General features: G+C 42.0%; 30 protein-coding genes and 2 tRNA genes. 1 reads left to right on the top strand and 31 read right to left on the bottom strand.

Features of this window, described 5'->3' with window-relative positions; genetic code table 11:
* The first annotated feature begins 117 nt into the window (after nt 1-117).
* A complete protein-coding gene (locus Q0A12_RS09360) occupies nt 118-723 on the top strand; it encodes a TetR/AcrR family transcriptional regulator (protein ID WP_291292383.1) in 606 nt (201 codons plus the stop codon).
* 140 nt (nt 724-863) lie between these two features.
* Here the strand turns inward: Q0A12_RS09360 and Q0A12_RS09355 are convergent, their stop codons facing one another.
* The 31 genes from Q0A12_RS09355 to Q0A12_RS09205 form a co-directional block, all read right to left on the bottom strand.
* Entirely contained in the window at nt 864-1031 is a 168-nt protein-coding gene (locus Q0A12_RS09355; RefSeq protein WP_291292382.1) for a hypothetical protein, read from the bottom strand.
* Between the two features lie 138 nt (nt 1032-1169).
* Nucleotides 1170-1241 (bottom strand) — tRNA-Gln (locus tag Q0A12_RS09350).
* Between the two features lies 1 nt (nt 1242).
* Nucleotides 1243-1326, bottom strand: a tRNA-Tyr gene (locus Q0A12_RS09345).
* Nucleotides 1327-1411: 85 nt separating this feature from the next.
* Complete coding sequence (locus Q0A12_RS09340) at nt 1412-1645, bottom strand: DUF2969 domain-containing protein (protein WP_291292381.1); 234 nt, start codon at nt 1643-1645, stop codon at nt 1412-1414.
* A 129-nt stretch (nt 1646-1774) separates the two neighbouring features.
* The gene (locus Q0A12_RS09335) at nt 1775-2422 is read right to left on the bottom strand and encodes a CBS and ACT domain-containing protein (RefSeq protein ID WP_291292380.1); all 648 of its coding nucleotides are present in this window, start codon (nt 2420-2422) and stop codon (nt 1775-1777) included.
* A 26-nt stretch (nt 2423-2448) separates the two neighbouring features.
* On the bottom strand, nt 2449-3150 hold the full coding sequence (locus Q0A12_RS09330) for an ABC transporter ATP-binding protein (RefSeq protein WP_291292379.1): 702 nt from the start codon (nt 3148-3150) through the stop codon (nt 2449-2451).
* The gene (locus Q0A12_RS09325; protein WP_291292378.1) at nt 3150-3926 is read right to left on the bottom strand and encodes an ABC transporter ATP-binding protein; all 777 of its coding nucleotides are present in this window, start codon (nt 3924-3926) and stop codon (nt 3150-3152) included. Before Q0A12_RS09325 ends, Q0A12_RS09330 begins: the two co-directional genes overlap by 1 nt.
* Nucleotides 3907-4884 carry a branched-chain amino acid ABC transporter permease gene (locus tag Q0A12_RS09320; RefSeq protein ID WP_291292377.1) on the bottom strand — a complete coding sequence of 326 codons (978 nt, stop codon included), beginning with the start codon at nt 4882-4884 and terminating at the stop codon, nt 3907-3909. The genes Q0A12_RS09325 and Q0A12_RS09320 overlap by 20 nt, the downstream gene beginning before the upstream one ends.
* A 9-nt stretch (nt 4885-4893) precedes the next feature.
* Nucleotides 4894-5772: a branched-chain amino acid ABC transporter permease gene (locus Q0A12_RS09315; protein WP_291292376.1), complete on the bottom strand. Its 879-nt coding sequence runs from the start codon at nt 5770-5772 to the stop codon at nt 4894-4896.
* A 185-nt stretch (nt 5773-5957) separates the two neighbouring features.
* Nucleotides 5958-7145: an ABC transporter substrate-binding protein gene (locus tag Q0A12_RS09310; RefSeq protein WP_291292375.1), complete on the bottom strand. Its 1188-nt coding sequence runs from the start codon at nt 7143-7145 to the stop codon at nt 5958-5960.
* Between the two features lie 339 nt (nt 7146-7484).
* Entirely contained in the window at nt 7485-8351 is an 867-nt protein-coding gene (locus tag Q0A12_RS09305) for an ROK family protein (protein WP_291292374.1), read from the bottom strand.
* Nucleotides 8352-8554: 203 nt separating this feature from the next.
* The gene (locus Q0A12_RS09300; protein ID WP_291292373.1) at nt 8555-9010 is read right to left on the bottom strand and encodes a GNAT family N-acetyltransferase; all 456 of its coding nucleotides are present in this window, start codon (nt 9008-9010) and stop codon (nt 8555-8557) included.
* 46 nt (nt 9011-9056) lie between these two features.
* The gene (gene yidD, locus Q0A12_RS09295; protein ID WP_291292372.1) at nt 9057-9332 is read right to left on the bottom strand and encodes a membrane protein insertion efficiency factor YidD; all 276 of its coding nucleotides are present in this window, start codon (nt 9330-9332) and stop codon (nt 9057-9059) included.
* Nucleotides 9333-9411: 79 nt separating this feature from the next.
* On the bottom strand, nt 9412-9588 hold the full coding sequence (locus Q0A12_RS09290) for a DNA-directed RNA polymerase subunit beta (protein WP_291292371.1): 177 nt from the start codon (nt 9586-9588) through the stop codon (nt 9412-9414).
* Nucleotides 9589-9603: 15 nt separating this feature from the next.
* Entirely contained in the window at nt 9604-10893 is a 1290-nt protein-coding gene (murA, locus tag Q0A12_RS09285; protein ID WP_291292370.1) for a UDP-N-acetylglucosamine 1-carboxyvinyltransferase, read from the bottom strand.
* 92 nt (nt 10894-10985) lie between these two features.
* Complete coding sequence (locus tag Q0A12_RS09280; protein ID WP_291292369.1) at nt 10986-11219, bottom strand: DUF1146 family protein; 234 nt, start codon at nt 11217-11219, stop codon at nt 10986-10988.
* A gap of 151 nt (nt 11220-11370) precedes the next feature.
* Nucleotides 11371-11793 carry a F0F1 ATP synthase subunit epsilon gene (locus Q0A12_RS09275; RefSeq protein ID WP_291292368.1) on the bottom strand — a complete coding sequence of 141 codons (423 nt, stop codon included), beginning with the start codon at nt 11791-11793 and terminating at the stop codon, nt 11371-11373.
* Nucleotides 11794-11823: 30 nt separating this feature from the next.
* Complete coding sequence (gene atpD, locus Q0A12_RS09270) at nt 11824-13230, bottom strand: F0F1 ATP synthase subunit beta (protein ID WP_291292367.1); 1407 nt, start codon at nt 13228-13230, stop codon at nt 11824-11826.
* A gap of 26 nt (nt 13231-13256) precedes the next feature.
* Nucleotides 13257-14159, bottom strand: a complete 903-nt coding sequence (locus tag Q0A12_RS09265; RefSeq protein WP_291292366.1) for a F0F1 ATP synthase subunit gamma — start codon at nt 14157-14159, stop codon at nt 13257-13259.
* A gap of 15 nt (nt 14160-14174) precedes the next feature.
* A complete protein-coding gene (gene atpA, locus Q0A12_RS09260) occupies nt 14175-15731 on the bottom strand; it encodes a F0F1 ATP synthase subunit alpha (protein WP_291292365.1) in 1557 nt (518 codons plus the stop codon).
* Between the two features lie 23 nt (nt 15732-15754).
* Nucleotides 15755-16297 (bottom strand): ATP synthase F1 subunit delta, encoded by a 543-nt coding sequence (gene atpH / locus Q0A12_RS09255; protein ID WP_291292364.1) that lies wholly within the window; start codon nt 16295-16297, stop codon nt 15755-15757.
* Entirely contained in the window at nt 16284-16808 is a 525-nt protein-coding gene (atpF, locus tag Q0A12_RS09250) for a F0F1 ATP synthase subunit B (RefSeq protein ID WP_291292363.1), read from the bottom strand. The genes atpH and atpF overlap by 14 nt, the downstream gene beginning before the upstream one ends.
* Nucleotides 16809-16890: 82 nt before the next feature.
* Entirely contained in the window at nt 16891-17106 is a 216-nt protein-coding gene (atpE, locus tag Q0A12_RS09245; protein ID WP_003127584.1) for an ATP synthase F0 subunit C, read from the bottom strand.
* 32 nt (nt 17107-17138) lie between these two features.
* Nucleotides 17139-17858 carry a F0F1 ATP synthase subunit A gene (atpB, locus tag Q0A12_RS09240; protein ID WP_291292362.1) on the bottom strand — a complete coding sequence of 240 codons (720 nt, stop codon included), beginning with the start codon at nt 17856-17858 and terminating at the stop codon, nt 17139-17141.
* Between the two features lie 290 nt (nt 17859-18148).
* Entirely contained in the window at nt 18149-18607 is a 459-nt protein-coding gene (gene smpB, locus Q0A12_RS09235) for an SsrA-binding protein SmpB (RefSeq protein WP_291292361.1), read from the bottom strand.
* 12 nt (nt 18608-18619) lie between these two features.
* A complete protein-coding gene (gene rnr, locus Q0A12_RS09230; protein WP_291292360.1) occupies nt 18620-20950 on the bottom strand; it encodes a ribonuclease R in 2331 nt (776 codons plus the stop codon).
* A 3-nt stretch (nt 20951-20953) separates the two neighbouring features.
* A complete protein-coding gene (locus Q0A12_RS09225; RefSeq protein ID WP_291292359.1) occupies nt 20954-21709 on the bottom strand; it encodes an alpha/beta fold hydrolase in 756 nt (251 codons plus the stop codon).
* Between the two features lie 122 nt (nt 21710-21831).
* Entirely contained in the window at nt 21832-22068 is a 237-nt protein-coding gene (secG, locus tag Q0A12_RS09220; protein WP_291292358.1) for a preprotein translocase subunit SecG, read from the bottom strand.
* A gap of 202 nt (nt 22069-22270) precedes the next feature.
* Nucleotides 22271-22543, bottom strand: a complete 273-nt coding sequence (locus tag Q0A12_RS09215; RefSeq protein WP_291292357.1) for a GNAT family N-acetyltransferase — start codon at nt 22541-22543, stop codon at nt 22271-22273.
* Between the two features lie 29 nt (nt 22544-22572).
* Nucleotides 22573-23520 (bottom strand): alpha/beta fold hydrolase, encoded by a 948-nt coding sequence (locus tag Q0A12_RS09210; RefSeq protein ID WP_291292356.1) that lies wholly within the window; start codon nt 23518-23520, stop codon nt 22573-22575.
* Nucleotides 23521-23686: 166 nt separating this feature from the next.
* Nucleotides 23687-24965: Cna B-type domain-containing protein (locus Q0A12_RS09205; protein ID WP_291292355.1), on the bottom strand; the 1279-nt coding region annotated here is incomplete at its 5' end.

Here is a 24965-nt window from a genome sequence, read left to right as displayed (position 1 = left end):
CTACTTATGTCTATTTTAAAAATAATTACTTGATAATTCAACAAACAGATTCACCCGATATGTGGGATAAGCAACAGGAAAGCAAAAAGTGTCGCTTAAAATGAGAGGAAGTTCACAATGAAAAAGGTTGACTTACGGGTGCAACGTACGAATAAACACATCATTGAAGCCTTTATTCGCTTAGTCGAGAAGAAAGGCTTCGATCAGGTCACTGTTCAAGATATCGCAGATGAAGCCATGATCAATCGTGCAACATTCTATGCCCATTACAAGGATAAACAGGATCTCTATGAAAAAATTTTTGATATGGCCATCGACTCCTTTACCGCGATTTTATCCCTTGAGGATATGGTCCAAGGGAATCGGATCAAGATCAAACAAGTCGAATATGCCATGACAAAAATCTATCAGCATATCCAAGACAATCGTTTCTTCTATCTAACGATCATGGATGGTGCTGCCATCGAATTAGTCCGTCAACGAATCGCGGAGATTCTCTATGAACAATACGACCATATTTTTGCAAAATTAAAAATTACGGAAAGCTCAATCGAAGTACCACTGGATTTCGTTATTGAATACATGACGTCGATTTTCGTCGGTACATTACACTGGTGGTTAACTGCTGATAGCCAAATGACACCGAATCAATTAGCAAAACTCGTCATTAAATTAGTTGCGAATGGACATCTGACCGTTCTAGGAATTGAAATTGAAGGCTAGCATTTCGTGCAAACAAAAAAACCGAATCAGAGTTGCTTCACCTTACTCTTCCTCTCGGAAATCAGGAAAGCGTGAAACGGATGATAACTCTGGTCCGGTTTATTTGTTATTGAGCTGTTTGATTCAATACCTTTTTACGATCAGTGGTTTTTTGAGCGCCATTTGATCGTGTCTTTTGTTTTGCGTAATTGTGTGACTTTGATCCCTTTTGGTGCAATATGAATGGCGTAATCTTCCCGTTTAACGACATCATACACATGTTCCGCTGCTTCGGTGACTTTTTCTTTTAAATTCAGTTTAAATTTCATTTTCTCATCTCCTGAGTTCTTTACCTATAGCCTATCGTAAATAAAAAAATTCTTCAACTTTTAACCCTTAAAAGATGTCTATAAATAACGAAAAAGCCAGCAAGAGATGCTTGCTGACTTTTCTTGATTATTCACTGACTGGGGTAGCTGGATTCGAACCAACGCATGACGGAGTCAAAGTCCGTTGCCTTACCGCTTGGCTATACCCCAATGGTGGAGGAGAGTGGATTCGAACCACTGAACCCGAAGGAACGGATTTACAGTCCGTCGCGTTTAGCCACTTCGCTACTCCTCCAAACGGCTTTTAAAAAACCTGACTCAGTTATAATACCTAAAAATATAACAAATTGCAAGAGCAAAATGATATTTTTTTTAAGAAATTATTCATGTAAGTTCCACTGGCGCAAAATCGTTTCGATTGCCGCATCCAAACTCCGACTTGCCCCTAAATCTTCTTCCCCTAGAAAGCTTTGGAATTCTTTCGGACCAGATACAAGAATTTCGCCAATCACTTTTTTTCCTAAAACGAGTTGGTGGACTTGGTATTCTTTTCCTTGGATCACTTTAACCGTTTCTTCCACTCGAACTTCAATATCTTTATTTTTTTTCGACATCGTACTTCACCTCTTTCAGATACCTTGTTTATTTTACCAGAAAACACGATAAAGCAAAAGGAAATCAAGTCACTCCTTCAGGACAAAAAAATCATGCCGACACTGATTAAGCGCGCATGATTTTTTCCATTATTTCTGATTGGTCAGGACAGCACTCAGCACCGTATAACCTGCCTGAGCAAAAATCTTCTCGATTTCCGCTACTTGTCTGGATTCGACTTGGATCTCTACGATGGTTTTCAAAGCCATACGATTGACCACGATCGTTAAAATACTTAATTGATGCTCTGCCAGTAGCTGCGTGATCTCCGCTAGGACACCGCTATGGTCATCAAGAATCTCCAGTGCAACTCTAGTGCCCCCTTCATAATATCCGGTGATCTTCAAGAAAGCATCGAAGATATCATTATTCGTGATGATCCCTACTAGCTGGTCATCTGCAATAACCGGCAGCACCCCGACATTTTCTTTGCGCATAACCGCAATCGCATCTTCCAGCAATGCTTCGGGTTCGATGGTGGTGACTTCCCTCAGCATACTATCTGCTACAGTTGTTTTGTTCAATAAATAATTCATTTCATAGACACTTAGGCTTGTGGCTTTTGAAGGCATTGCTTCCGCAATCGTTCCTTCTGTAATCAGACCCACTAACCGTTGCTGATCAACTACCGGCAATCGATGGATGTCATGGGTTTTCATCAAATCGATCGCATCGAATATCGGCATCTCTGAATGAACAGTGATCACATTTTTCGTCATAAAATCACGTACGCTCATTTTTTCATCCTCCTTGTTGTATACGATTAACCGCCAAGATAGGCTTTCTTGACTTCATCACTGTCCAATAACTCTTGTCCGCTGCCTTGCAAGACGATTTTGCCGGTCTCCAAAACATACCCGCGGTCAGCAATGGACAAAGCCATTTTGGCATTTTGTTCAATCAATAGAACCGTTGTCCCTTGCTGTTTGATTTCTTGAATGATGGAAAAAATTTCTTTAATGAATATTGGGGCTAAGCCCATCGACGGCTCATCGAGTAACAGCAACCGCGGCTTGGACATCAGCGCCCGTCCCATTGCCAACATTTGCTGTTCTCCACCAGATAAAGTAGAGGCATCTTGACTCAACCTCTCCTTCAAGACAGGAAATTTGGCGAAGACTTGCTGATAATCTTCTTTGACTTGGTTATCTTTCCGCAAAAAAGCGCCCATCTCAAGGTTTTCTTGAACGGAGAGCCCCGGAAAAACATGCCGTCCTTCAGGTACTTGTGATAGTCCATTGGCGACGATTTTTTGAGGGGCTTCTTTCTGAATCGGTTTTCCTTCAAAGAGAATCGAGCCTTTAGAAGGTCGGATCAGACCGGAAATCGTCCGCAGAATCGTCGTTTTCCCTGCGCCATTGGCACCGATCAACGAGACGATCTCTCCTTGATGGACTTCAAAGGAAACATCATGAACGGCTTGGATCATGCCGTAATGAACACTTAAATTTTCAATACGCAGCATCAGAGTTCCCCTCCTAAATAAGCTTCGATCACGCGCGGATCATTTTTGATTTCTTCTGGCTTGCCATGAGCAATGACTTGCCCATATTCCAGTACATAGATACGTTCACAGACCTCCATGACCAAACTCATATCATGTTCGATCAATAAGATTGTCAGCTGGAAGTCTTTTTGGATACGATAGATCAATTTAGTCAATTCGGCTGTTTCCTGCGGATTCATTCCGGCAGCCGGTTCATCGAGAAAAAGGATCTTTGGTTCGGTAGCCAATGCCCGAACGATCTCCAACCGCCGTTGTTCCCCATAAGGCAGATTTTTTGCCAGCGTCTGGCTTTTATTTTCTAATTCAAAGATGCGCAAGAGTTCCATGACTTTCTCTTTCATCACAGCTTCTTTGTGATAAAACTTCGGCAAACGCAACACGCTCGTAAAAAAGCCTTCTTTTTGTTTGCTGTTCATGGCAATCAGAACGTTGTCCATCACGGTAAGATCTTTGAACAAGCGAATATTTTGGAACGTACGGGATAAGCCCATTGCTGCGATATGATAAGGCTTTTCGCCATTCAATCGTTTGGATTGTCCTTGGTCCTCCAAAAGAACATCGCCTGCGCTTGGCTCATAGACCCCTGTCAGCAAATTGAAAAGCGTCGTTTTTCCTGCGCCGTTTGGACCGATCAGTCCAACCAGTTCATTGGTTTCTAAATATAAATCAACATGGGAAACTGCTGCCAACCCGCCAAAATTTTTGGTCAGCTTTTTAACTTCCAATAGAGGCATTTGTGTCATCCCCCTTTTTAGTGAATTTATCAACGATGCGCTTCACAGAAAATTCCCAAGTTCCTAAAAGGCCACTTGGCTTGAAAATCATGATAGCGATCAATGCCAGTGCATAAATGATCATGCGCAAATCTGAGAAGCCTTGTAAGTACATATTCAATACACCTAAAACCACCGCTGAAACCACCGCTCCAGTCGTACTACCGATCCCGCCAAACACAACGATGATCAAGACATCGATGGATTTCATGAAGCCATAATCTTTCGGGAATACCGACTGTTGATAGCTTGCATACAATGTCCCAGCGATACTTGCCATGACAGCCCCCATCACAAAAGCAATCACTTTGTATTTCGTGGTATTGACCCCCATGGCTTCAGCAGCGATCTCATCTTCTCGGACTGCCAGTGTTGCTCGTCCTGGACCACTATGGATAAAATTAGAGACCACCAAGATGGAGCCAACAGCAAAGAGAAAGACGATTTGCCAATTGCTGAATTGCGGTAAACCGAATATCCCTGCAGGTCCATTCGTCAATCCTCGTAAATTGACTAACAGGATTCGAATGATCTCCGAAACACCTAACGTTGCAATCGCCAAGTAGTCTCCTTTCAAACGCAATGTGGGGATTCCGACAACTAGTGCAATCAGTCCGGAAACAAACATTCCGACGATCAGCCCCGAAAGAAAACCGCCAAATGTAGGGTTATTGGCAGATAAAATGGCACCGGCGTAAGCGCCAATCGCCATAAACCCTGCATGGCCTAAAGAAAATTGCCCGGAAAAACCAATAATCAAGTTCAGCCCTACCGCTAAAATAATGTTGATTCCGATATTGACGATGATCGCGTCTGAAAATAAATTGATCAGTCCGCCGTTATAAGCTGCAAACAAACCGAAGTAGATAACAGCGGCGAGTGCTAACCAAGCAATGTTATATTTCAAATTCTTTTTCATCACTGACACCTACACTTTCTCTTTCAGGTTTTTGCCTAATATTCCTGCTGGGCGGACCAACAATATAATTATTAAAATGACATACACTAAAGCATCTTTATAATCAGAAAACCCTAATGCTGTGGCTACGGTCTCGATCAAGCCAATCACGAAGCCGCCTAACGCTGCCCCAGGAATAATGCCTATCCCACCTAATACCGCCGCAACAAAAGATTTTAGTCCCGGGACAACCCCCATCGAAGGATCGATCGAATTGTAGTACAACCCAATCAGCATCCCGCCTGCAGCTGCCAAGGCCGAACCAAGAGCAAAAGTGAAGGAAATCGTTCGATTGACATTGATCCCCATCAAACGGGCAGCATCTGCATCCACGCTAACAGCTCGCATGGCTTTCCCCATTCGGGTTTTCTTGACGATCAACTGTAAAAGAATCATCAATACCAGTGAGACTGCTAAAATCAATAATTGAATGTTACTTACCTCGACAAAACCGATACTGTAAGTTTTGCGGGCAATGGCTTGCGGAAAAGGCCGCACATCTGGTGAAAAGAAAAAAATCATAACATTTTGCAATAAATAGGATACACCAATGGCCGTGATCAAAGCCGAGATTCTGGTAGAATTTCGGAGGGGACGATAAGCAAGAAACTCGATTGTTACGCCTAAAGCTGCACTAGCGATCATCGAGATGAACAATGCCGGAAAAAAGCCCATGTGCCACTGATTGATCAAAAAATACCCAATAAAACTACCGATCATATACACTTCACCATGGGCAAAGTTGATCAATTTAATGATGCCGTAAACCATTGTGTAGCCTAATGCCAACAAGGCATAGATACTTCCTAGAAATAACCCATTGATTAGTTGTTGGATCATCATCTCCATGTTTTCACTTCCAATACCGTTAAATTCTTGCTGCTTATCTAAAAAAAGAACTGCGACAGAAGTCAGTAATACGAGTTAAATGAGTATCTGCCAGAGATGTGATCACAGATATACGACTGTTTCGCCTATCGTTCATCATTTTGTTCGTTTACCTTTGACTTCGTCCCAGTTCCTACTTCCTATGTTTAAGGATTTACTGTATCTGCTGACGTTTCTTTGCCTTCTGTCAGTCCCAATACCACTGCTGATTTTTCTGGATTGTGATTTTTATCCATAGTGATCTCTCCTGTCACCCCTTGGAAGTCCTTCAAAGCGGACAACCCTTTCGCAATCGCCGTCGAGTCAGCTGAATCTTGATCTTCAATGGCTTGTTTGATCATATAGACTGCATCGTAAGCCAATGCATTAAATGCGGAAGGTTCTTTGCTGTATTTTGCTTTGAACGCTTCAACAAATGGTTCTACTTTGTCGTTTGCTGGAGCTTTGGTTGAAAAGTGGCCTGTGTAGTAAACATCTGAGACATTTTCCGCACCTGCTGTTTGAACCATCTTTTCATCGCCAAAGCCATCTGCCCCAATGATGGGTTGATCGATGCCCAATTCTCGGGCTTGCTTAATGATCAAGCCAGCTTCCGTGTAATAGCCAGGAATGAACAACACATCGAAGTCCGCATTTTTGATTTTTGTCAACACAGCCTGAAAATCTTTGTCGCCTTCCGTGAAATTCTCTTCCATGACAATATCGCCGCTGTAGCTGCCTTTAAAGGCTTCTGAAAGACCAATTGCATAGTCGCTGGAATTATCGCCTAAGATAATCGCTTTTTTCGCATCCAAGTTATCCGCCGCATATTTCGCTAAAATCGTTCCTTGGAAGCTATCTTGGAAACAAGAACGGAAAGCAAATTCTTGAACTTTGTCACCATTGACAGTGATGGCATCATCCGTGCCAGACGGAGTGACTAACGGAACTTGTGCTTTGGTGACATTAGGTAACGCAGCTTTGGTTGCGCCAGAAGTTGCTGGCCCGATAATCGCTACTACTTTATCATTAGTCGTTAAATTGGCTGCCACGGTGGCTGCCTCATTATTGTCAGATTTGTTATCTTTTGAAACGATCTCTACTTGTTTTCCTAAGATACCACCATTCTCATTGATTTCTTTGACCGCCAAATCGATCCCTTCTTTTTCGGCAGTCCCATAAGCAGCTACTGCGCCAGACAATTCCAAATTGACACCGATTTTGATTGTATCACCTTCTTGTTTATTGCCGCCGCTGGCAGAACCGCTGCCGTTAGTGGAACCTCCTGTTGGTCCAGCACTACACGCTGACAATAAAAATAAACTAGCAAATAAAAATGCAAATTTCTTTTTCATCATTATTCCTCCCCTACTCCCGTGGATATGTTATCAAATATACTGAATATTACGGAAAAAGTCAATAAATTATCAGAATATTTTCTTTATTCAGATATTTAACAAAAAAAGGCAGGTAAAATCACTATTTTCATCATTGTCACTGTAATCGATTGCAGACAAAAAGGCTCTAACAAAAGCGTTTCAACAAACCGATAGCTCCGAAAGTGTCTCCACGCTCCAAGCGCCTATTCCTCCATGGAAAATCGGCTGGATTGCTAGACAATTGCGTTGGGATCCATTCTTTTTGTTGATACTTCTGTTACAACCTTCCCGTAATTAAATCATTTACTGATCTATTCAAAGTTGTGCCGTAAAATTAGCCGCTGCGCCGACTAAATTCGCGTCATTCCGATAATCACAAAGCTTGATTTGCGGAACAAAATCATTTAAGTCTTGTGCTGCTAACATTTTTTTCATTCGTTGATTGATTTCTGACAAAAGACCTTCTTTGGCACTGACCCCTCCGCCGATAATCAAGACTTCCGGATCAAAAGCAAACTGAATACTAAATAAGCCTTCTGACAAATAACGATAAAACTTATCTACTTCTTCCTTGGCAATGATGTCTCCTTCATCTGCTCGCCGGAAAACTTCCTCGCCACTAATGGTTTTGCGGTCAACGCCGATGCGATCGCAATAACGCCAAGCCATTTGGACCGCTGTGCCTAGTTGCGAAAATGACTTTCCTTTATCAAGGACCATCAAGCCGAATTCACCACCATAAAGATGTGCCCCTTTGATTAGTTTTCCTTGCTGGAAGAGCGCACCGCCGACGCCGGTACCGATGACGATAAATGCAGCGGTATTAAATTCTTTTCCAGCCCCTTGATAAAATTCTGCCATTCCTGCACAATTGGCATCATTCTCGATCGTAACGGGCAATTGAAACAGTGCTTCTAATTCGGCAAAAATATTGAACCCATGAATATAAGGAATGGCACTGATGCCATTGATCTGCTGTTGTGCCACATTTACCGCACCAGGCGCACTGATGCCGACTCCTTCAAGTGGTTTTTCGATCGACTCACGAACGGCTTTGAGTTCTTCTTTCATTTCCTGCCATGTAGCAGGCGTAGCAAATTGTCCTTTATCCGTTAACTGTTCTTCATGCCATAAGCCATACTTCACGGCTGAACCGCCCATATCAAATACTAAGATTGCCATCTCAACATCCCTTTCCCATTCTCAGTTGTCTATACCTCTTTTATTTTACTGTACTTTTCTAGGTTAAGAAAGCGATTTCTGATTTTTTTGCAAAAAACAAGGCAACAAAAAACCTCCTTTGAAACACTTGGCTTCAAAGAAGGAGTTGTCGGTTGTATCACATCGTCTCTCCCAAATAAACAGGGCATACCCTCGCTTGGACTCTATAGGATTTTCTCTAAAATCACTTGATCAGTAAGTAGAATGCCGTCCTCATAAATGGGTTCCTTGTAATGGTCGACAAAATAGTTTTTAACTACTCTTTTTTCCACAAAACCCATTTTCTTATAAAGTGTTAAGGCTGCGGAAGGAAGATTGCCGGTTTTGATAGTTACAGGAAGGGGGGCTTGGTTTTTGGTTGCGGCAATCTCTCCTAGTGCCGCGGTCAGTAAACAAGCACCGATCCCTTGATTTTGCAGGTTAGGTGCCACAGCAACATTCATGATCTCCCATCCGGCAGTTTGCAGTTGAAAAACGATGACACCTACGACCTGCTGTTCTTTTTCATAAACAAGGATCTCACTGGTTTCTATGTATCGGTCTACTACTTCTTTTTCTGGATCAGCATCTAATAAGAGTGGCCATGGCAACGGTTCTTCTGAAGATATCTTACGGATCATCCCATGTCTTCCTTTCTTTAGTTACTACTGGTTTCACTATGGCACACTACTTTTTACGATAGTGATAAACAGGCTGCTCCCGATCCTGAGTGTTGCGCTTTAATGTAAAGCGCTGAGGAACATAGTCCAGTCCCCCTGGCACAAAAGGATGACAGCGTAAAATTCGTGAAATACCCATTAAACTTCCTTTTCCCGCCCCATGAACTTGAATCGCCTGAATCATATACGACGAACAGGTAGGATAATAGCGGCATCTTGGGGGGAACAACGGCGAGATGAATCGTTGGTATAGCCGAACAAAACCAATCAAAAACTTGCTCACATCATGTACTCCTCTCTCATTTAATAGATGGAAAAAAACTAGAACAAAGCAATGCGCTTCATTCTAGTTTCAAAATTATTTACTTCATGAAGTCCAAAATATGGTTCCATAGCTGAGGCGAGAATACTTTTAACGGCATTCCATCCCCAATGATGCCATAGCCGATCATAGTCCCGGCAATAAAGAGCAGGATCGCCAATAAGATAACCAACAAAATTTTTACCAAACTAGTTAAAATATATCGATTAAGCTTCAAGGTCGCATCTCCTCATTAGACGGTTACTGGTGCTGTTTTTTCAGCGGTTGTCACCCGTTCAACAGAAGCACCTAGCTGTTGCAATTTTTCGTGGAACTTATAATAGCCGCGATCTAGATACTTCAAATTGCGGACACGAGTCAGCCCATTTGAACGCAATCCTAATAAAATCAAGGCAGCGGCCGCTCGTAGATCCGTTGCATAAACCAACGCGCCTTGTAATTCATGGCCACCTTCGATCACTGCAATATTTCCATCGATCTTGACATGACCATTCATCCGACGCATTTCTTCCAAGTGTTGGAAACGATTTTCAAAAACCGTTTCGTTTACGATACTCGTACCATCAGCCAACATTTGGATCGCCGTCATTTGCGCTTGCATATCGGTTGGGAAACCTGGATGAGGCATCGTTTTTACATCCGTTGCTTTGATGGTTTTAGGTCCAACTACTCGAATGCCTTCTGGAACTTCAGTGATTTTGGCACCCATTTCCGTTAATTTTGAAATCAATGGACGATTGTGTTCCGAAATAGCATCTTTGATGATCACATCGCCTTCTGTCATTGCAGCAGCTACCATGAAGGTACCTGCTTCGATGCGATCTTGTACGATGGCGTGAGAAACCGCATGTAAATGATCGACACCTTCGATACGCATCGTTTCAGTTCCTGCACCAAAGACTTTGGCGCCCATCTTATTTAAAATATTGGCTAAGTCAACGATCTCAGGCTCACGAGCAACGTTTTCGATGATCGTCATTCCTTTTGCTTTGACTGCTGCCATCATAATATTTTGCGTCGCACCTACACTTGGAAAATCAAGGTAAATGGTGTTTCCTTTTAGCTCACTAGCGATTGCTTCTATGTAGCCATCTTTTTGAATAATTTCTGCTCCCAATGCTTGGAATCCCTTAAGATGCAGATCGATTGGTCGTTTGCCGATGGCACAGCCTCCAGGCATAGCAACTTTTGCATGACCATTTCTAGCTAATAAAGGTCCCATAACAACGATTGACGCACGCATTTGACTTACATATTCATATGGCGCTTCAATAGCTAATTCCCGAGAAGCATCCATTGTAATGGTATTGTTTGATTGATCAAAAGCAATCTCGACATTTAAATGGCGGATCACTTCATTCATTGTCAAAACATCAGATAGGATCGGCACATTCTCTAATGTCGTCGTTCCTTCTTCTGCTAATAAACTTGCTGCTAAAATAGGTAAAACGGCGTTCTTTGCACCTTCGACCTTGACAGTTCCAATTAAACGATTACCACCTTGAACGATAATCTCTTCCATTTTGTCCCCTCCAAATAATGCAGTTGAATCATACACAAAATCTTGACAATTATAGCATACTATCCATTGTCCTGCATGTATTATTGAAATTCTTATAATCCTATTAAAAATAAATTACGACATAACGCAATCAGTTCAAGGAAAAAAGTGCTGGCAGTATAGCCTAAAGCAATCGCTAAAAAGACCATGACCATCCGTATTTGCGTCGTTTGTAAGGCTTTAAAAAAAGCATCGATCCGCAAAGACTGCAACGCCCAAAACGCTAAATAGATAAATGCTAAATGACTGATGATGCGGATAATCGCATCTACTCCATAAACTTGCATTCTCACTTCTCCTTTTCACATCTGAACGTTACTATCATACCACAAAATTCAATAGAGCCAAAATATTCTTTCTTGAAAATTTCAATGGAAGACTTTAAAAAGACTTTAAAGGGTTTTTTCAATAAAAAAAGCAAAGACCACTGGTCTTCGCTTAGGAATGTTTTGACACATTGATTCGGTTGATTGCACGATGCAACGCGACGGTTGCACGACGTAATTGGTCGATATCTTCTACCTGTTTTGCTTCTTCGATTTGCCTTTCGGCACGCTGTTTTGCTCGTTCAGCCCGAGAAACATCGATATCACGATCACGTTCAGCACTATCGGCTACGATTGAGACGACATTGTCCCGTACTTCCATGATTCCGCCATTGACAGCGACCCAGTCGACGTGCGTATCGGAATCGATCCGTTTCACTCGAACTTCATCGATTGCCAAAGGCACAATGATCGGCGCGTGTTGCGGTAAGATCCCGATTTCTCCATCTGTCGTTCGTGCAACCACGATTTTGGCATGGTGTTCATATACCAAGCCAGCAGGTGTCACCACATTAACCGTTAAAAATTGATCCATGAGGTTCCCCTCTTTCTCTATGGTTGCTTATTAATAGCCTAGTGATTTTGCTTTTTCAATGACATCTTCGATTCGTCCAACACTACGGAAAGCTTCTTCAGGAAGATCATCGTATTTACCTTCTAAGATTTCTGCAAATCCTTTGATGGTTTCTTCAACCGGCACATAAGAACCTGGTTGACCCGTAAATTGTTCTGCCACGTGGAAGTTTTGTGATAAGAAGAATTGGATACGACGCGCACGCGCTACGAGAGTCTTTTCTTCATCTGACAATTCATCCATCCCCAAAATTGCAATGATATCTTGCAATTCACGGTAACGTTGCAATGCATGCTGTACTTCAGTTGCCACTTCGTAGTGCTTCTCTCCTACGATTTCAGGAGCTAATGCACTTGATGAAGAAGCCAATGGATCTACCGCTGGATAAATCCCTTGTTCTGTTAATTTACGTTCCAAGTTTGTTGTTGCATCCAAATGGGCAAATGCTGTAGCTGGCGCTGGGTCAGTATAGTCATCGGCTGGTACGTAGATGGCTTGGATCGATGTAACGGAACCTTTTTTCGTAGAGGTGATCCGTTCTTGTAATTGACCCATTTCAGTTGCTAAGGTTGGTTGATAACCAACGGCTGATGGCATCCGGCCTAACAAGGCAGATACTTCTGAACCTGCTTGTGTGAAACGGAAGATATTATCGATAAACAAGAGCACGTCTTGTCCTTCAACGTCACGGAAATATTCAGCAATCGTCAAACCAGTCAAAGCAACCCGCATCCGGGCACCAGGTGGTTCATTCATTTGACCGAAAACCATGGCTGTTTTTTCGATAACGCCTGATTCTTTCATTTCATAATACAAGTCGTTCCCTTCACGGGTCCGTTCACCAACACCAGTAAACACTGAGATACCACCGTGTTCTTGGGCGATGTTATGAATCAATTCTTGGATCAATACGGTTTTACCAACACCGGCACCACCGAACAAGCCGACTTTCCCACCTTTTAAATAAGGGGCTAATAAGTCGATAACTTTGATCCCTGTTTCAAGGATTTCTGTACTTGTAGATAATTCATCAAAATCTGGGGCTTTTTTATGAATGCCGCTGCGTGTGGCATCTTCTGGAAATGGTGCTTCCAAGTCGATCGTATCCCCTAATACGTTAAACACACGTCCTAGAGTATCTGTTCCTACAGGGACAGAAATTGAGGAACCTGTATCGATGACTTCCATTCCACGTTGCAAACCATCTGTAGATTCCATCGCGATGGTACGGATCACACCATCACCTAGTTCTAAAGCGGCTTCCAACACTACTTTTGTTTTTTTCTCATCTTTTTTGTAAACGATCAACGCATTGTTGATATCTGGTAAGGATTGGTCTAGAGAGAATTCCACGTCGACAACGGGACCAATGACTTGAACAATCTTGCCTGAACTCATTCGTATTCCTCCATTCGTTCTCGAAATTATTCTAACGCGGATGCCCCCGCAACAATTTCAGTAATTTCTTGGGTGATTGCTCCTTGACGCGCCCGGTTATAAGAAATCGTCAAATCCCCAATAATATTTTTGGCATTATCTGTTGCCGTCTTCATCGCGGTCATTCCAGCAGCATGCTCTGCTGTTTTGGCATCGACAATGGCACCATAAATCAAGCTTTCAGCATATTGCGGCAACAACTGATCCAAAATCGCTTCTCTTGAAGGCTCAAACAAATACTCTTGTTCATAGCTTTCAGCTTCTTCTGGATCCAAATCTGAGATAGGCAACATTTTTTCCACGCGAAATTGGCTCGTCAACGAATTGATGTGATGGTTATAACAAACGTATAGTTCATCAAATACTTCATTTTGATACATCGTTGTAGCTAAGGTAACAATTTTACGCACTTCGTCAAAACTTGGCTGATCGGAAAGATTTCTTAACTCATAGGCCAACTTGATTCCTCGTGTTTTAAAGAAATCTGCTCCTGTCGCACCGATGGCGATCATCACGTATTCATCTTCGTTTTTATGATCTTCATCTAGCATCGTCATCATTTGTTTCAAGATCGAGCTGTTGTAGCCACCAACTAAACCGCCATCTGAAGTAATGACGATATAGCCAGTGCGCTTTACAGGACGACTGACGAGCATACTGTTGTAATTGACGCCCTCTTTAGGTCCAGCAGCTGCAAGATCTGAGAGTTGTTGCGCAGTAAGGTGAGTAACGATCTCACGCACTTTCGTTGCATAGACTTGAAATTGTTTTGAGTGTGCTTCTGATTTAGTCAATTTAGCAGCCGAAACCATTTGCATGGCGTTTGTGATCTGACTGGTTTTCTTTGTTGAGGCAATTCGTTGCTTGATCTCATTTAATGAAGCAGCCATTTCTTCTCACCTCTTTTATGCATTTTGCATTGATGACATTTTGTCTTGAGCTGAAACACGTGATGTATTTGCAGCCATGAAAATATCTTTGAATGCTTTGATTGTGTCATCTAATAAGCTTTCTTCTGGTAAATCTTTCGTTGTACGGATCGTTTCAAAGATATCGGCTTGGTTTGCATCGATATATTCGAATAATTCTGATTCAAAGTCCAGTATTTTATTCACTGGTACACTGTCCAAGAAGCCGTGGGTCAATGCATACAAGATAACGACTTGTTTTTCCACTGCTAACGGTTCATGCAATTTTTGTTTCAAAATTTCTACTGTTCGACGACCACGATTTAATTTCGCTTGTGTCGCAGCATCCAAGTCAGAACCGAATTGTGTGAAGGCTTCTAGTTCGCGATAACTTGCTAAGTCCAAACGCAACGTTCCAGCGACTTTCTTCATCGCTTTGATTTGCGCAGAACCCCCAACCCGAGAAACGGAAAGTCCAGCAGCTACGGCAGGACGGATACCAGAATAAAACAGATCATTTTCTAAGAAAATTTGTCCATCTGTGATAGAGATCACGTTGGTTGGAATATACGCGGAGATATCTCCTGCTTGGGTTTCAACAAATGGCAAGGCAGTCATTGAACCGCCGCCTAATTCATCACTTAGTTTTGCTGCCCGTTCCAATAAACGAGAATGCAAGTAGAATACGTCCCCTGGATAGGCTTCACGACCTGGCGGACGACGAAGAAGTAAAGAAAGTTCACGGTAAGCAACAGCTTGTTTTGATAAGTCATCAAAAACGATCAACACATGTTTGCCGTTATACATGAATTCTTCACCCATTGCTGCTCCAGCATAAGGGGCGATATATAATAGTGGTGCAGGTTGAGAAGCTCCGGCTGATACGACGATCGTATAGTCCAGCGCGCCATAACGACGCAATGTTTCAACTTGTGCACGAACAGTGGAATCTTTTTGACCAATTGCTACATAGATACAAATCATATTTTGACCTTTTTGGTTGATGATCGTATCGATTGCGATGGTTGTCTTCCCTGTTTTCCGGTCGCCAATGACCAATTCACGTTGGCCACGACCGATTGGTACTAACGCATCAATGGCTTTCAATCCAGTTTGCATTGGTTCTGAAACGGATTTACGTTGCATAACACCAGGTGCAGCTGCTTCTACTGGACGAGTTTTATCTGTATCGATTGGACCTAACCCATCGATTGGTTGTCCTAGCGGGTTAACTACCCGTCCAATCAAGGCATCTCCTACAGGAACTTCCATGATTTTACCAGTACGTTTTACTTTGTCACCTTCACGAATGGATTCAAAATCACCTAGGATGATGATCCCTACATCGTTGGATTCCAAGTTTTGAGCCATACCGTAAGAACCATTTGAAAACTCAAGTAATTCTCCACTCATCGCATTTTCTAATCCGTGAGCCCGGGCGATCCCATCCCCTACGTATGTGACTGTTCCAATTTCTTCTACAGAAAGTTCATTTTGATAATTTTTAATTTGCTCTTTGATCAAGGCACTTATTTCTTCTGCTTTGATGGCCATCCGATTCACCTCTTATCTCTTGTTTATCTGCCGATCTTTTGTCGCAGATAATCCAGTTGGCTCTTAATACTACCGTCGATCACTTGATGGTTGGCTTCCACAATGACTCCGCCTAAAATAGCCGGATCAATTTTTTCTGAAAGCACTGCTTTCTGGTAGCCGAGCGTCTGTGCGATTTGTTTCGACAATTGTTCTTTTTGATTTGATGACAATGCGACTGCTGTCGTCACAGTGCCACTGACTAATCCTTGCTGTTCGTCATAACGACGTTCATATTCATCAATAATCAGTAACAAGTCATCCATTCGATTGTATTCATAGACGATTTCAAGAAAATTTTTGACTAATCCATCAAAGTTATTGAATAACTGATCAACAAGTTTTCTTTTTTCATGAAGATCTAAACGATTATCGGTCACGATTTGGCCAAACATCGGAATCTCTTGATAAATTTGACGTAATGTCATCAGTTTATGATAAACGTCTTCGGTTTGTTGTTCTTCCATCGCCAATTCGAACAATGCTTTGCCGTAGCGTTTACCTACTGTATATTTATCGAGTTTCATTTGCTGAACCTAATCCTTCGATATATTGATTGATCAAAGACTCATGATTTTCGGGAGTCAATTCACGTCCTAAGATTTTTTCTGCGATTTGAAGTGAAAGATCTGCTACATCATCTTTGACTTCTTTTAACGCAGCTTCTTTTTCAAGCGTGATGTCTGAGTGAGCTTTTTCTTTCAAACGAGAAACTTCTTCTTTGGTCTCGTTCAAAATATTTTGGCGACTCAATTCTCCGCTGTCTTTGGCGCTTTTGATGATCTCCGCAGCTTCTGAATGGGAATTGGCCAATTTTTCTTGGCGTTCTTTTTCCAGCTTAGCTGCATTCAAGCGGGATTGTTCCGCTGAATCCAAATCATTGGCGATTTTTTCTTCCCGTTTTTGCATCATGCTGCTAATGGCATCCCATGCAAAGTGTTTCAACAAGAATAGCAAAAGAAGAATTGAGCCGCTGACAAGAATAATATTGCCCAGCATAGCGTCTTTAACTTCTGCTACAACCAATTGATTTAGCATAACGACTCTTCCTTTCTGAAAGTAATTCTCTCATTTAAAAAAGCAAAAACGAGTGCATTGTTCGTTTCTGCCTTTTTCACGTTTAGCCTTGGAAGACTAATAGCAACGCGATAACTACCCCCAAAATAGGCACAGCTTCGACTAGCGCTACCCCGATAAACATTGTTGAACGTAATTGACCTGACATTTCAGGTTGACGCGCCATTGATTCGATCGTTTTGGCGATTACTTGTCCGTTACCATAACCTGCACCAATTGCTGCTCCGATAATTGCTAATCCTGCTCCGATGAAATTCATATTGTTTTTCCTCCTAAAAGTGTTTGTTTTGATTAGTGTTCCGCCACAATTTTGTGGCTCATAAATACCATGGTCAATGTGACAAATACATAGGCTTGGATGGCGCCTATAAACAATGAGAAGCCAATCCATATCATTTCAAGTGGCATCGCGATAGGCAATGACCACCAACCTAGACTTGTGAACATGTTCGCTATCAAACCTAGCAAAACTTCTCCGGCATAGATATTTCCGTAAAGACGTAAACCTAATGTAATCACATTTGTAAATTCCTCAATTAATTTAATTGGTAATAAAAATCCTACGGGTTTCAAATAGGAATTCACAAGGTATCCTTTAAATCCTAACGTTTTGACACCAAAAAAGTGTGTCAGTGCAATCATCATTAATGCCAACGTAAGTGTAACAAAGGGATCTGCTGTTGGGCTTTTCCACAACGATACATCGTCTGCAGTGACAATTTTTGTGACCAACCCAATTTCGTTTGCCACAAAAACAAAAAGAAACATTGTTACACCCAGTAAATGAAAATTGTTTACTTGCGATCCTGGCACATTGTCTGCTACGATACCTCGTACAAAATCAATGACCCATTCAATAAAATTTTGTTTTCCTTTCGGTTTCATTTGTAGATTTCGCGTACAAATAAAAACTAATAAAAAAACAATAACACAAGAAATGATTGTCATCATTGCTACCGTTCCATCAAACCAAATCGGACCAATATGAAACATAAGCGACTTTTCATGCAATCTTTCTCACCTCTTTTCCTGCCATCTCCAGAAAATTCTGGTGTTACAATGCTTTATCTCTCATAACAATCGGTATCATACCACCACGACAAGAAAATTTCAAAGTATTTTCAAGAAAATTAGACAAAAAAGTTTTTCTGCCGAAATCTCCGATAAAACTGTCTTGAAACCTTATCATGTAATTCCATAAAAAGCTTGGTACAACAGTACCTTTGCCTTAAATGCTACCAAAATAAACTCTAATCTCAAAGCAATACACTTTAAGCAATTCTAAAAAGCTTCTCAGAAAATTAAAATTTTCTAAGAGCACGGTCAATTTGCCGTTCTTGATCTTTACGTTTTAGTGTTTCACGCTTGTCATATTCACGTTTTCCTTTGGCTAAACCAATCAAAACTTTGGCATACCCATCTTTGATATAGACTTTCAAAGGAACGATCGTCATTCCTGTATTTTTGCTTTCACCGATCAATCGAGCAATCTGCTTTTTATGCAATAACAGTTTTCTTGTCCGCAAAGGATCATGGTTAAAGATGTTTCCTTGTTCATAAGGACTAATATGCACATTGTATAAATACGCTTCACCATTTCGAATACGAACGAACCCGTCTTTCAAGTTGATCCGACTATTGCGGATCGATTTGATTTCCGTGCCTTGCAGAACGATTCCTGCTTCGATCGTATCAAGGATCGTGTAATCATGACGTGCTTTTTTATTTTGGGCAATCAATCTGCCCTCTCCTTTAGGCAATGGTCATCCCTCCTATTTTTTCTTGATTCCTTTATAGAAAGGTTTCTTTTTTGAATGTCCACTTTTCTTTTTGCGCGGTGATTTCCCAAACGACTTATCTTTTTTCTGCCGATCTGAGGTTTGTCTCCGCTGCTTATTTTGATTGTTTTGCTTATTTTTAGGTTGTTGGAGTTTCACAACTTCTTCTGCTTCAATCAATTCAAAATCAATCTCGCGGGTCTCTGGATCCGCTTTGATCACTTTGATGCGAACTTTTTGCCCAATTTTGAAGGTTTGTCCGGTGCGTTCCCCTACTAATGCCAAATGATTTTCTAAGTAGTGGAAGTAATCTTGCTTCAGTGCAGTGATATGAATCAACCCTTCGATGGTATTCGGTAGTTCCACAAAAAGTCCGAATTTCACCACTGAGCTAATAATCCCGTCAAACTCCTCTGCTACTTTATCGGCCATAAATTCAGTTTTTTTAAGGGCATCTACTTCACGTTCTGCTTCAACTGCCCGTCTTTCCATTTGTGAGCTGTGTAAAGCAATATCTGGCAACTGCTGCTTCCATTTGTCTTGCATGCTTTCTGACGCATCTTCGCTGTAGGAACGGATCAGCCGATGAACGATCAAATCCGGATAACGACGGATCGGTGAAGTGAAATGGGTATAGTAGTCTGCGGCCAATCCATAATGCCCGTAATTGTCTTCCGAATACTTGGCTTGTTGCATACTACGCAGCAACATGGTATTGACCACCATTGCTTCTGGCTTGTCCGCGACATCTTCCACGACTTTTTGCAGATCTTTCGGGGTGATGGACCCTTTTGTCTGCTTGACAACAATTCCTAATGCAGAGGCAAAGTCAAAGAAACGCCGCATTTTTTCTTCTTTAGGTTCTTCATGGATCCGATAGATAAATGGCAAATGCCGTTTGTTGAAATGCTCTGCCACTGTTTCATTTGCAGCCAGCATAAAGGATTCGATCAATCGCTCGCCGACTCCTCGTGAGCGAAGCAGGATGTCTTGCGGATGACCTGCCTCGTCCACCAATACTTTGGCTTCGCGATCTTCAAAGGAAACAGCTCCCCGTCGGACACGCATCGTCTCTAAGATTTGATGCAGTTCCGCCATTTCCTGAAACATCGGAACAAGAGACGCATAACGCGCCATTGTTTCTGGCTCTTGTTCTTCCAAGATGTCATTTACTGCTTGATAGGTCATTCGTTCGGTTGTTTGAATGATGCTTTGAAAAATTTCATGCTTGATCACTTTACCAGAAGGATCAATCTCCATTTCACAACTCATGGTCAACCGCGGAACATGAGGATTCAGTGAACAGATGCCATTAGAAAGTCGCTGTGGGATCATCGGTATCACACGGTCAGTCAGATAGACACTGGTGCCCCGCTCAAAGGCTTCTTTGTCGAGAGCACTGTTTTCTGTTACGTAATAAGAAACATCCGCAATATGGACCCCTAAGAAAAAGTTGCCGTTCGCTAATTTGCGAACCGTAACCGCATCATCCAGGTCTTTCGCATCGGCTCCATCGATCGTGACGATCAATTGTTCCCGCAAGTCACGACGGTCAGGAAATTGAGCTGGATCGATGGCATCTGGTACAGCATCTGCTTCTGCCAATGTTGCTTCTTCAAATTTTGTCGGAATGCCATTGGCGACGACGATCGACAAAATATCCATTCCTGGATCATTTTTGTGACCTACCACTTTTTTGACTAAGCCTTCCAAACTTTTAGAATAGCCTTTCTCCGGATAGTGAGTGATCTCTACGATCACGATACTGCCATCCACGGGACGAATCCCTTCGGCTCCGACAAAGACTTTTAAATCGTTCATTTTTTTATCTTTTGGCTGAACGACACCGTATAAATCAGTTTCTTGAATCTCTTCTTCCTCAAAAAGGGTAAACTCGCCGACAATTTGAGTGACCGCCCGTTTCCGAATCTCAACGACTTTCCCCTCTGCACCTTTATCCGAAAAAGGATCTGCCGCTTGAAGGATATCGATGGCGACCGTATCGCCATCCATCGCATAACCTGTGGCTTCTTTTGGAATGTAGATATCCTCTTCTTCTTCATCGATACTGACGAATCCAAATCCCCGTTCGTTCCCCCGGAAAATCCCTTCGACCAAAACGCGCTGCATCGGCAATTTGACTTTGCCTTTCTTATTGAAGAGAATGCTCCCTTCCCGCTCCATAGCAGCTACTGTCTGAACGAGATTTTTAAAGTCCTCACTTTTTTGCAGTTGCAAGCCTTCGGCAATTTCTTCCATGGAAAAGCTTTTTTTATTGCTTGTTTCCATGAATTGAATGATCTTTGTTTTTATCGTTTCTTTCATTTTTTACCCTTCCCAAGCGAGGCTTTCCAAAAAAGCCCAAACATCTTGTTCTAATTTTTTTCGTTCTGGGCCGACAGTCACTACATGACCACTAAGGGGATACCACTGTAGTGTGTAGGGCACATGGGACAACCCTGCGGCGGTGCGAAAAACCGTCTGTGGATCGATCATCTGATCTTTTCCAGCTTGTGCCAGAAATACAGGAACAGTGATTTGGCCAAGATGTGCTGCTGTTTCTTGCCCAATCGCTTCTATTTCCTTCAATTGCGCTCTTACTTGTTGTGGGACATGGGCTAAAATTAGCTGTTGTTCCTCTGATGAGTACGTCGAGTATTGCAGAATCATTTCTGCATATTTCTCAAAATTTCGCGGCACATCATTTTTGGTTTCAAAAAGCGGTGAGCAGAACAGCCCCCCACCGATTAGCGCAGGTTCAGCTTGCGTCAAACTGTTCATGGCAAAGATTCCTCCCATTGACAAGCCCAATACCGTAATTTTTTGGTAGCCTTTTTCTTTCAAAAATTCAATCGCTGCTTTGGCATCTGCTCGCCATTGATGAAGGCTTTGGTTCAAAATATCTTCAGGATTTGTTGTTCCATGTCCAGAAAACATCGGTGTATACACAGTATACTCTTTTTGCTCTAAAAATCGACAAAGCATTCGCACATCATTAGGACTTCCAGAATACGCATGGAACAAAATCACAGCCCGATCTCCATGAGGAGCAAACACTGGTTTTGGTTGGTTAAAATTCTTCATTTCTTCGTTTCACCTCACGTCCAATTCTACCATAGTTCGATGAATTCAACGATAAATGCGTTCATAAGCTTTTTTGCAAAGAAAAAACCCCTCGCAACCGAGAGGTTTCAAATTTCATCCAATTATTTTGATGACAAATAGGCCAAAAGAAATAGCAAGACCATCCATACAAAGCCTAAAATGGCAGTTGAACGTTGCATTACTGCTTCAAATCCACGGGCTTTTTGTTTACCGAACAATTGATCTGCTCCCCCAGTAAACGCGCTGGCAGCACTATTTTGTTTGCTTGGCTGCATCATAATCGTAATAACCATGATTACAGAAACCACAATCACTGCTGCTAGTAATATATTGTACACGATAGCTCCTCCTCGCTTGCTAGAATCGTCCTTCTCACTCTAGCACATTTGAGAGATTTTTTCCAGTACATTTTGCTGGGAGCAATTGCTGTTTTCTTTCTTCTTAAAATTTATCTCAAAATTGGCCAAAAAAAGATAACAGTCAGGAAGAAAACAGAGCAGCGCTTCTTCATGACTGTTAGCCATTTTTTTCTATGATGGATTAACGGGCTAATACATCATCGTAGTCTGGATTTTCTTTAAATGCTTTGACAGCAAATGAGCAGACGGGCATGATTTTTCGGTCTTCCCGACGCGCTTTTTCTACAACCGCCTCTAGCAATTTTTGTGCTAATTTTTGACCACGATAGTTGCTGTCCACAAATGTATGATCAACCTCCAAAACATTGTCTGGTGTTTCTTGCCAGGTGATTTCACCAATTTCATTGCCCTCATCATACAATGCAAACCGCTTGTTTTCTTCTTTGATTTCCATTTTTCCTCATTCCTTTCTATTTAGATCAACTAACTATGATTCTGTTCTATTTCTTGAATAAATTGCAGAACCGTTGGCCAGTAATCTGGGCTTTCACTGACTGCTTGCAAATGCCCCATGTTAGGGAAGATCACCCGTTTTTTTACTCCAGCAGTTGCTTCCATCAATGTATCGGTTTCCTCAGCTGAAACAAATGGATCCTCAGAACCATGTAAAAATAAAACCGGTAAATGGTTACTGCCAAGTTGACGCGTCACCGAAATTTGTAGAAATGGATAGCCTACCAAATGTTTACTGTAACGATTCGCCATTCGCAAAAAACGTTTGACGGGCATCCCTGAGAGTCGCGGCAAGTTTGCCCGAATCAGACTATAGATCGAGGTGTAGCTGCTGTCTGCAATCAAGCCGCGGACTTGGATCGGCATGACTTCTCCGCTAGCTAAGAGCAGTGTCGCAGCACCCATTCCCTGTCCGTACAAAAAAATCTGGCATTGGGCATCTTTTTCAACCAATTTTTCGATCCAAAGAATCAAATCTAAACGATCCAGCCACCCTAAACCGATTTGAAGCCCCTCGCTTTGCCCATGCCCCCGAAGATCGGGTACCAAGACATTGTGTCCTGCTTGCCAAAAGCGTTCTGCCGCTTCTTGGCAATCCACTTGTCCAGAACTGCGGTAGCCATGAAGACAGATCACCCATGTTTTGGCACACTGATCAAAGACCCGTGCATGCAGAAGCACATCATCCGTTGAAGTGTGGGTACATTCGGACCCTTCTTGCCAAAAAGTTGAAGGTGCTTTTTGCGTTCGCTGTCCTGAAGGAACAAGTTTTTTTCTGCCTTCTTTTTCATACCAGTGGTTATTGCGCATGATCAGAGCAGAAACAAAATAACGTACACTTTTTTTCAAGACTGCCGTTCGGTAAATGTAGTATACCCCTACAACTAGTCCAATAAGTACTATTATCAGCCAAAGCATAGGATCCCTCCCTTGTATCTAGTGTACCATCTGCATCGCAAATGAGCCAAAAATTTAAACAGATTTTACTTGGCCTTATAAAATATTCAGCAAAAAAGGCAAAAAAAAACTTTGAGAAAAAACATTTCTGAATCTATCTCAAAAATGCTTTTCCTCAAAGGATCATTTATTTTTTACGGCGTTGATAAGTGGCATAGCCAACAATAAGAAGGAGCAATATACCTAGAATCGTTAATCCATATGACTTGCGTTCATTTGTTTGGGGTAGCTTAGCAGCTTTTGAATGGCTAGCTTCCGATTTTTCGGTCAATTGGTCGCCGTAATCTTTCGTGCTGGATTCACTAGATCCACTGGTAGAAGGATCAGTATCTCCTGCACCTGATTGTTCAGGTGTTGTTGAATCTTGGGCTCCAGATGAGCCGCCTGAATGATTGTCTGGGTTACTTGGATCGACAGCCGGCTCTTCCAATGTATTGATGATTGTAAAGCCATTGACTGTTGATTGATAACCGGTTGGGATTTCTTTTTCTTTTACTTGATACGTGTACTCATTCCCAGCAGCATCATATTGAGGCACTTGATCAAATTGATATTGCCAATCTCTTTCAGCACTCGTAGAGGTTTCAGCTACCGGTTGTCCATTTTGCATTAGCTGAATCGTAATTTTTTCAGGACGAAGATGGAAGTGATCGTTGTTATCTTTCCAGATTTTTTCACCAGAGATGGTAGTCATTTCTCCTTGATAGCTATTAATCAGGTTCATTCCATCTACTTTTGTTTCATACCCTTTAACCGCTTCTTCACGGATCGTGTAGTTGTATTCCTTGCCTGCGGCATCGGTTTTTGGTACATCAGTGAATGCGTAAGTCCAATTGCCTTTGGCGTCGGCTTTAACATCTTGGCTTGCGACTTTGGTGCCGTTTTGTAAAAGGTTAACCGTAATGCTATCTGGACGAGTATTGTATTTATTTTGGTCGTCTTCCCAAGTTTTGGTACCCTTAATGGTAGTCATTTCCCCTTGATAGCTATTGATCAGGTTCATTCCATCTACTTTTGTTTCATAACCCTTAACCGCTTCTTCACTGATTGTGTATTGGTACGCTTTGCCTGTGGCATCGGTTTTCGGTACATCAGTGAAGGTATAGGTCCACTCTCCGTTTTTATTTTCTTTCACTACTTGACTAGCGACTTTCGTGCCATTTTGTAAAAGGTTCACCGTGATACTATCTGGACGAGTGTTGTATTGGTTTTGGTTATCCTCCCATGTCTTAGTACCTTTGATGGTGGTCATTTCCCCTTGATAGCTATTGATTAGATTGGTTCCATCTACTTTTGTTTCATACCCTTTAACCGCTTCTTCGCTGATCGTGTAGTTGTACTCTTTACCTGCGGCATCGGTTTTCGGTATATCGGTGAATGCGTAAGTCCACTCTCCGTTTTTATTT

Origin of the sequence: Enterococcus sp., from assembly GCF_022711995.1 — a bacterium.
GTDB lineage: Bacteria > Bacillota > Bacilli > Lactobacillales > Enterococcaceae > Enterococcus_D.
This window is presented reverse-complemented; position numbering and strand designations above follow the sequence as displayed.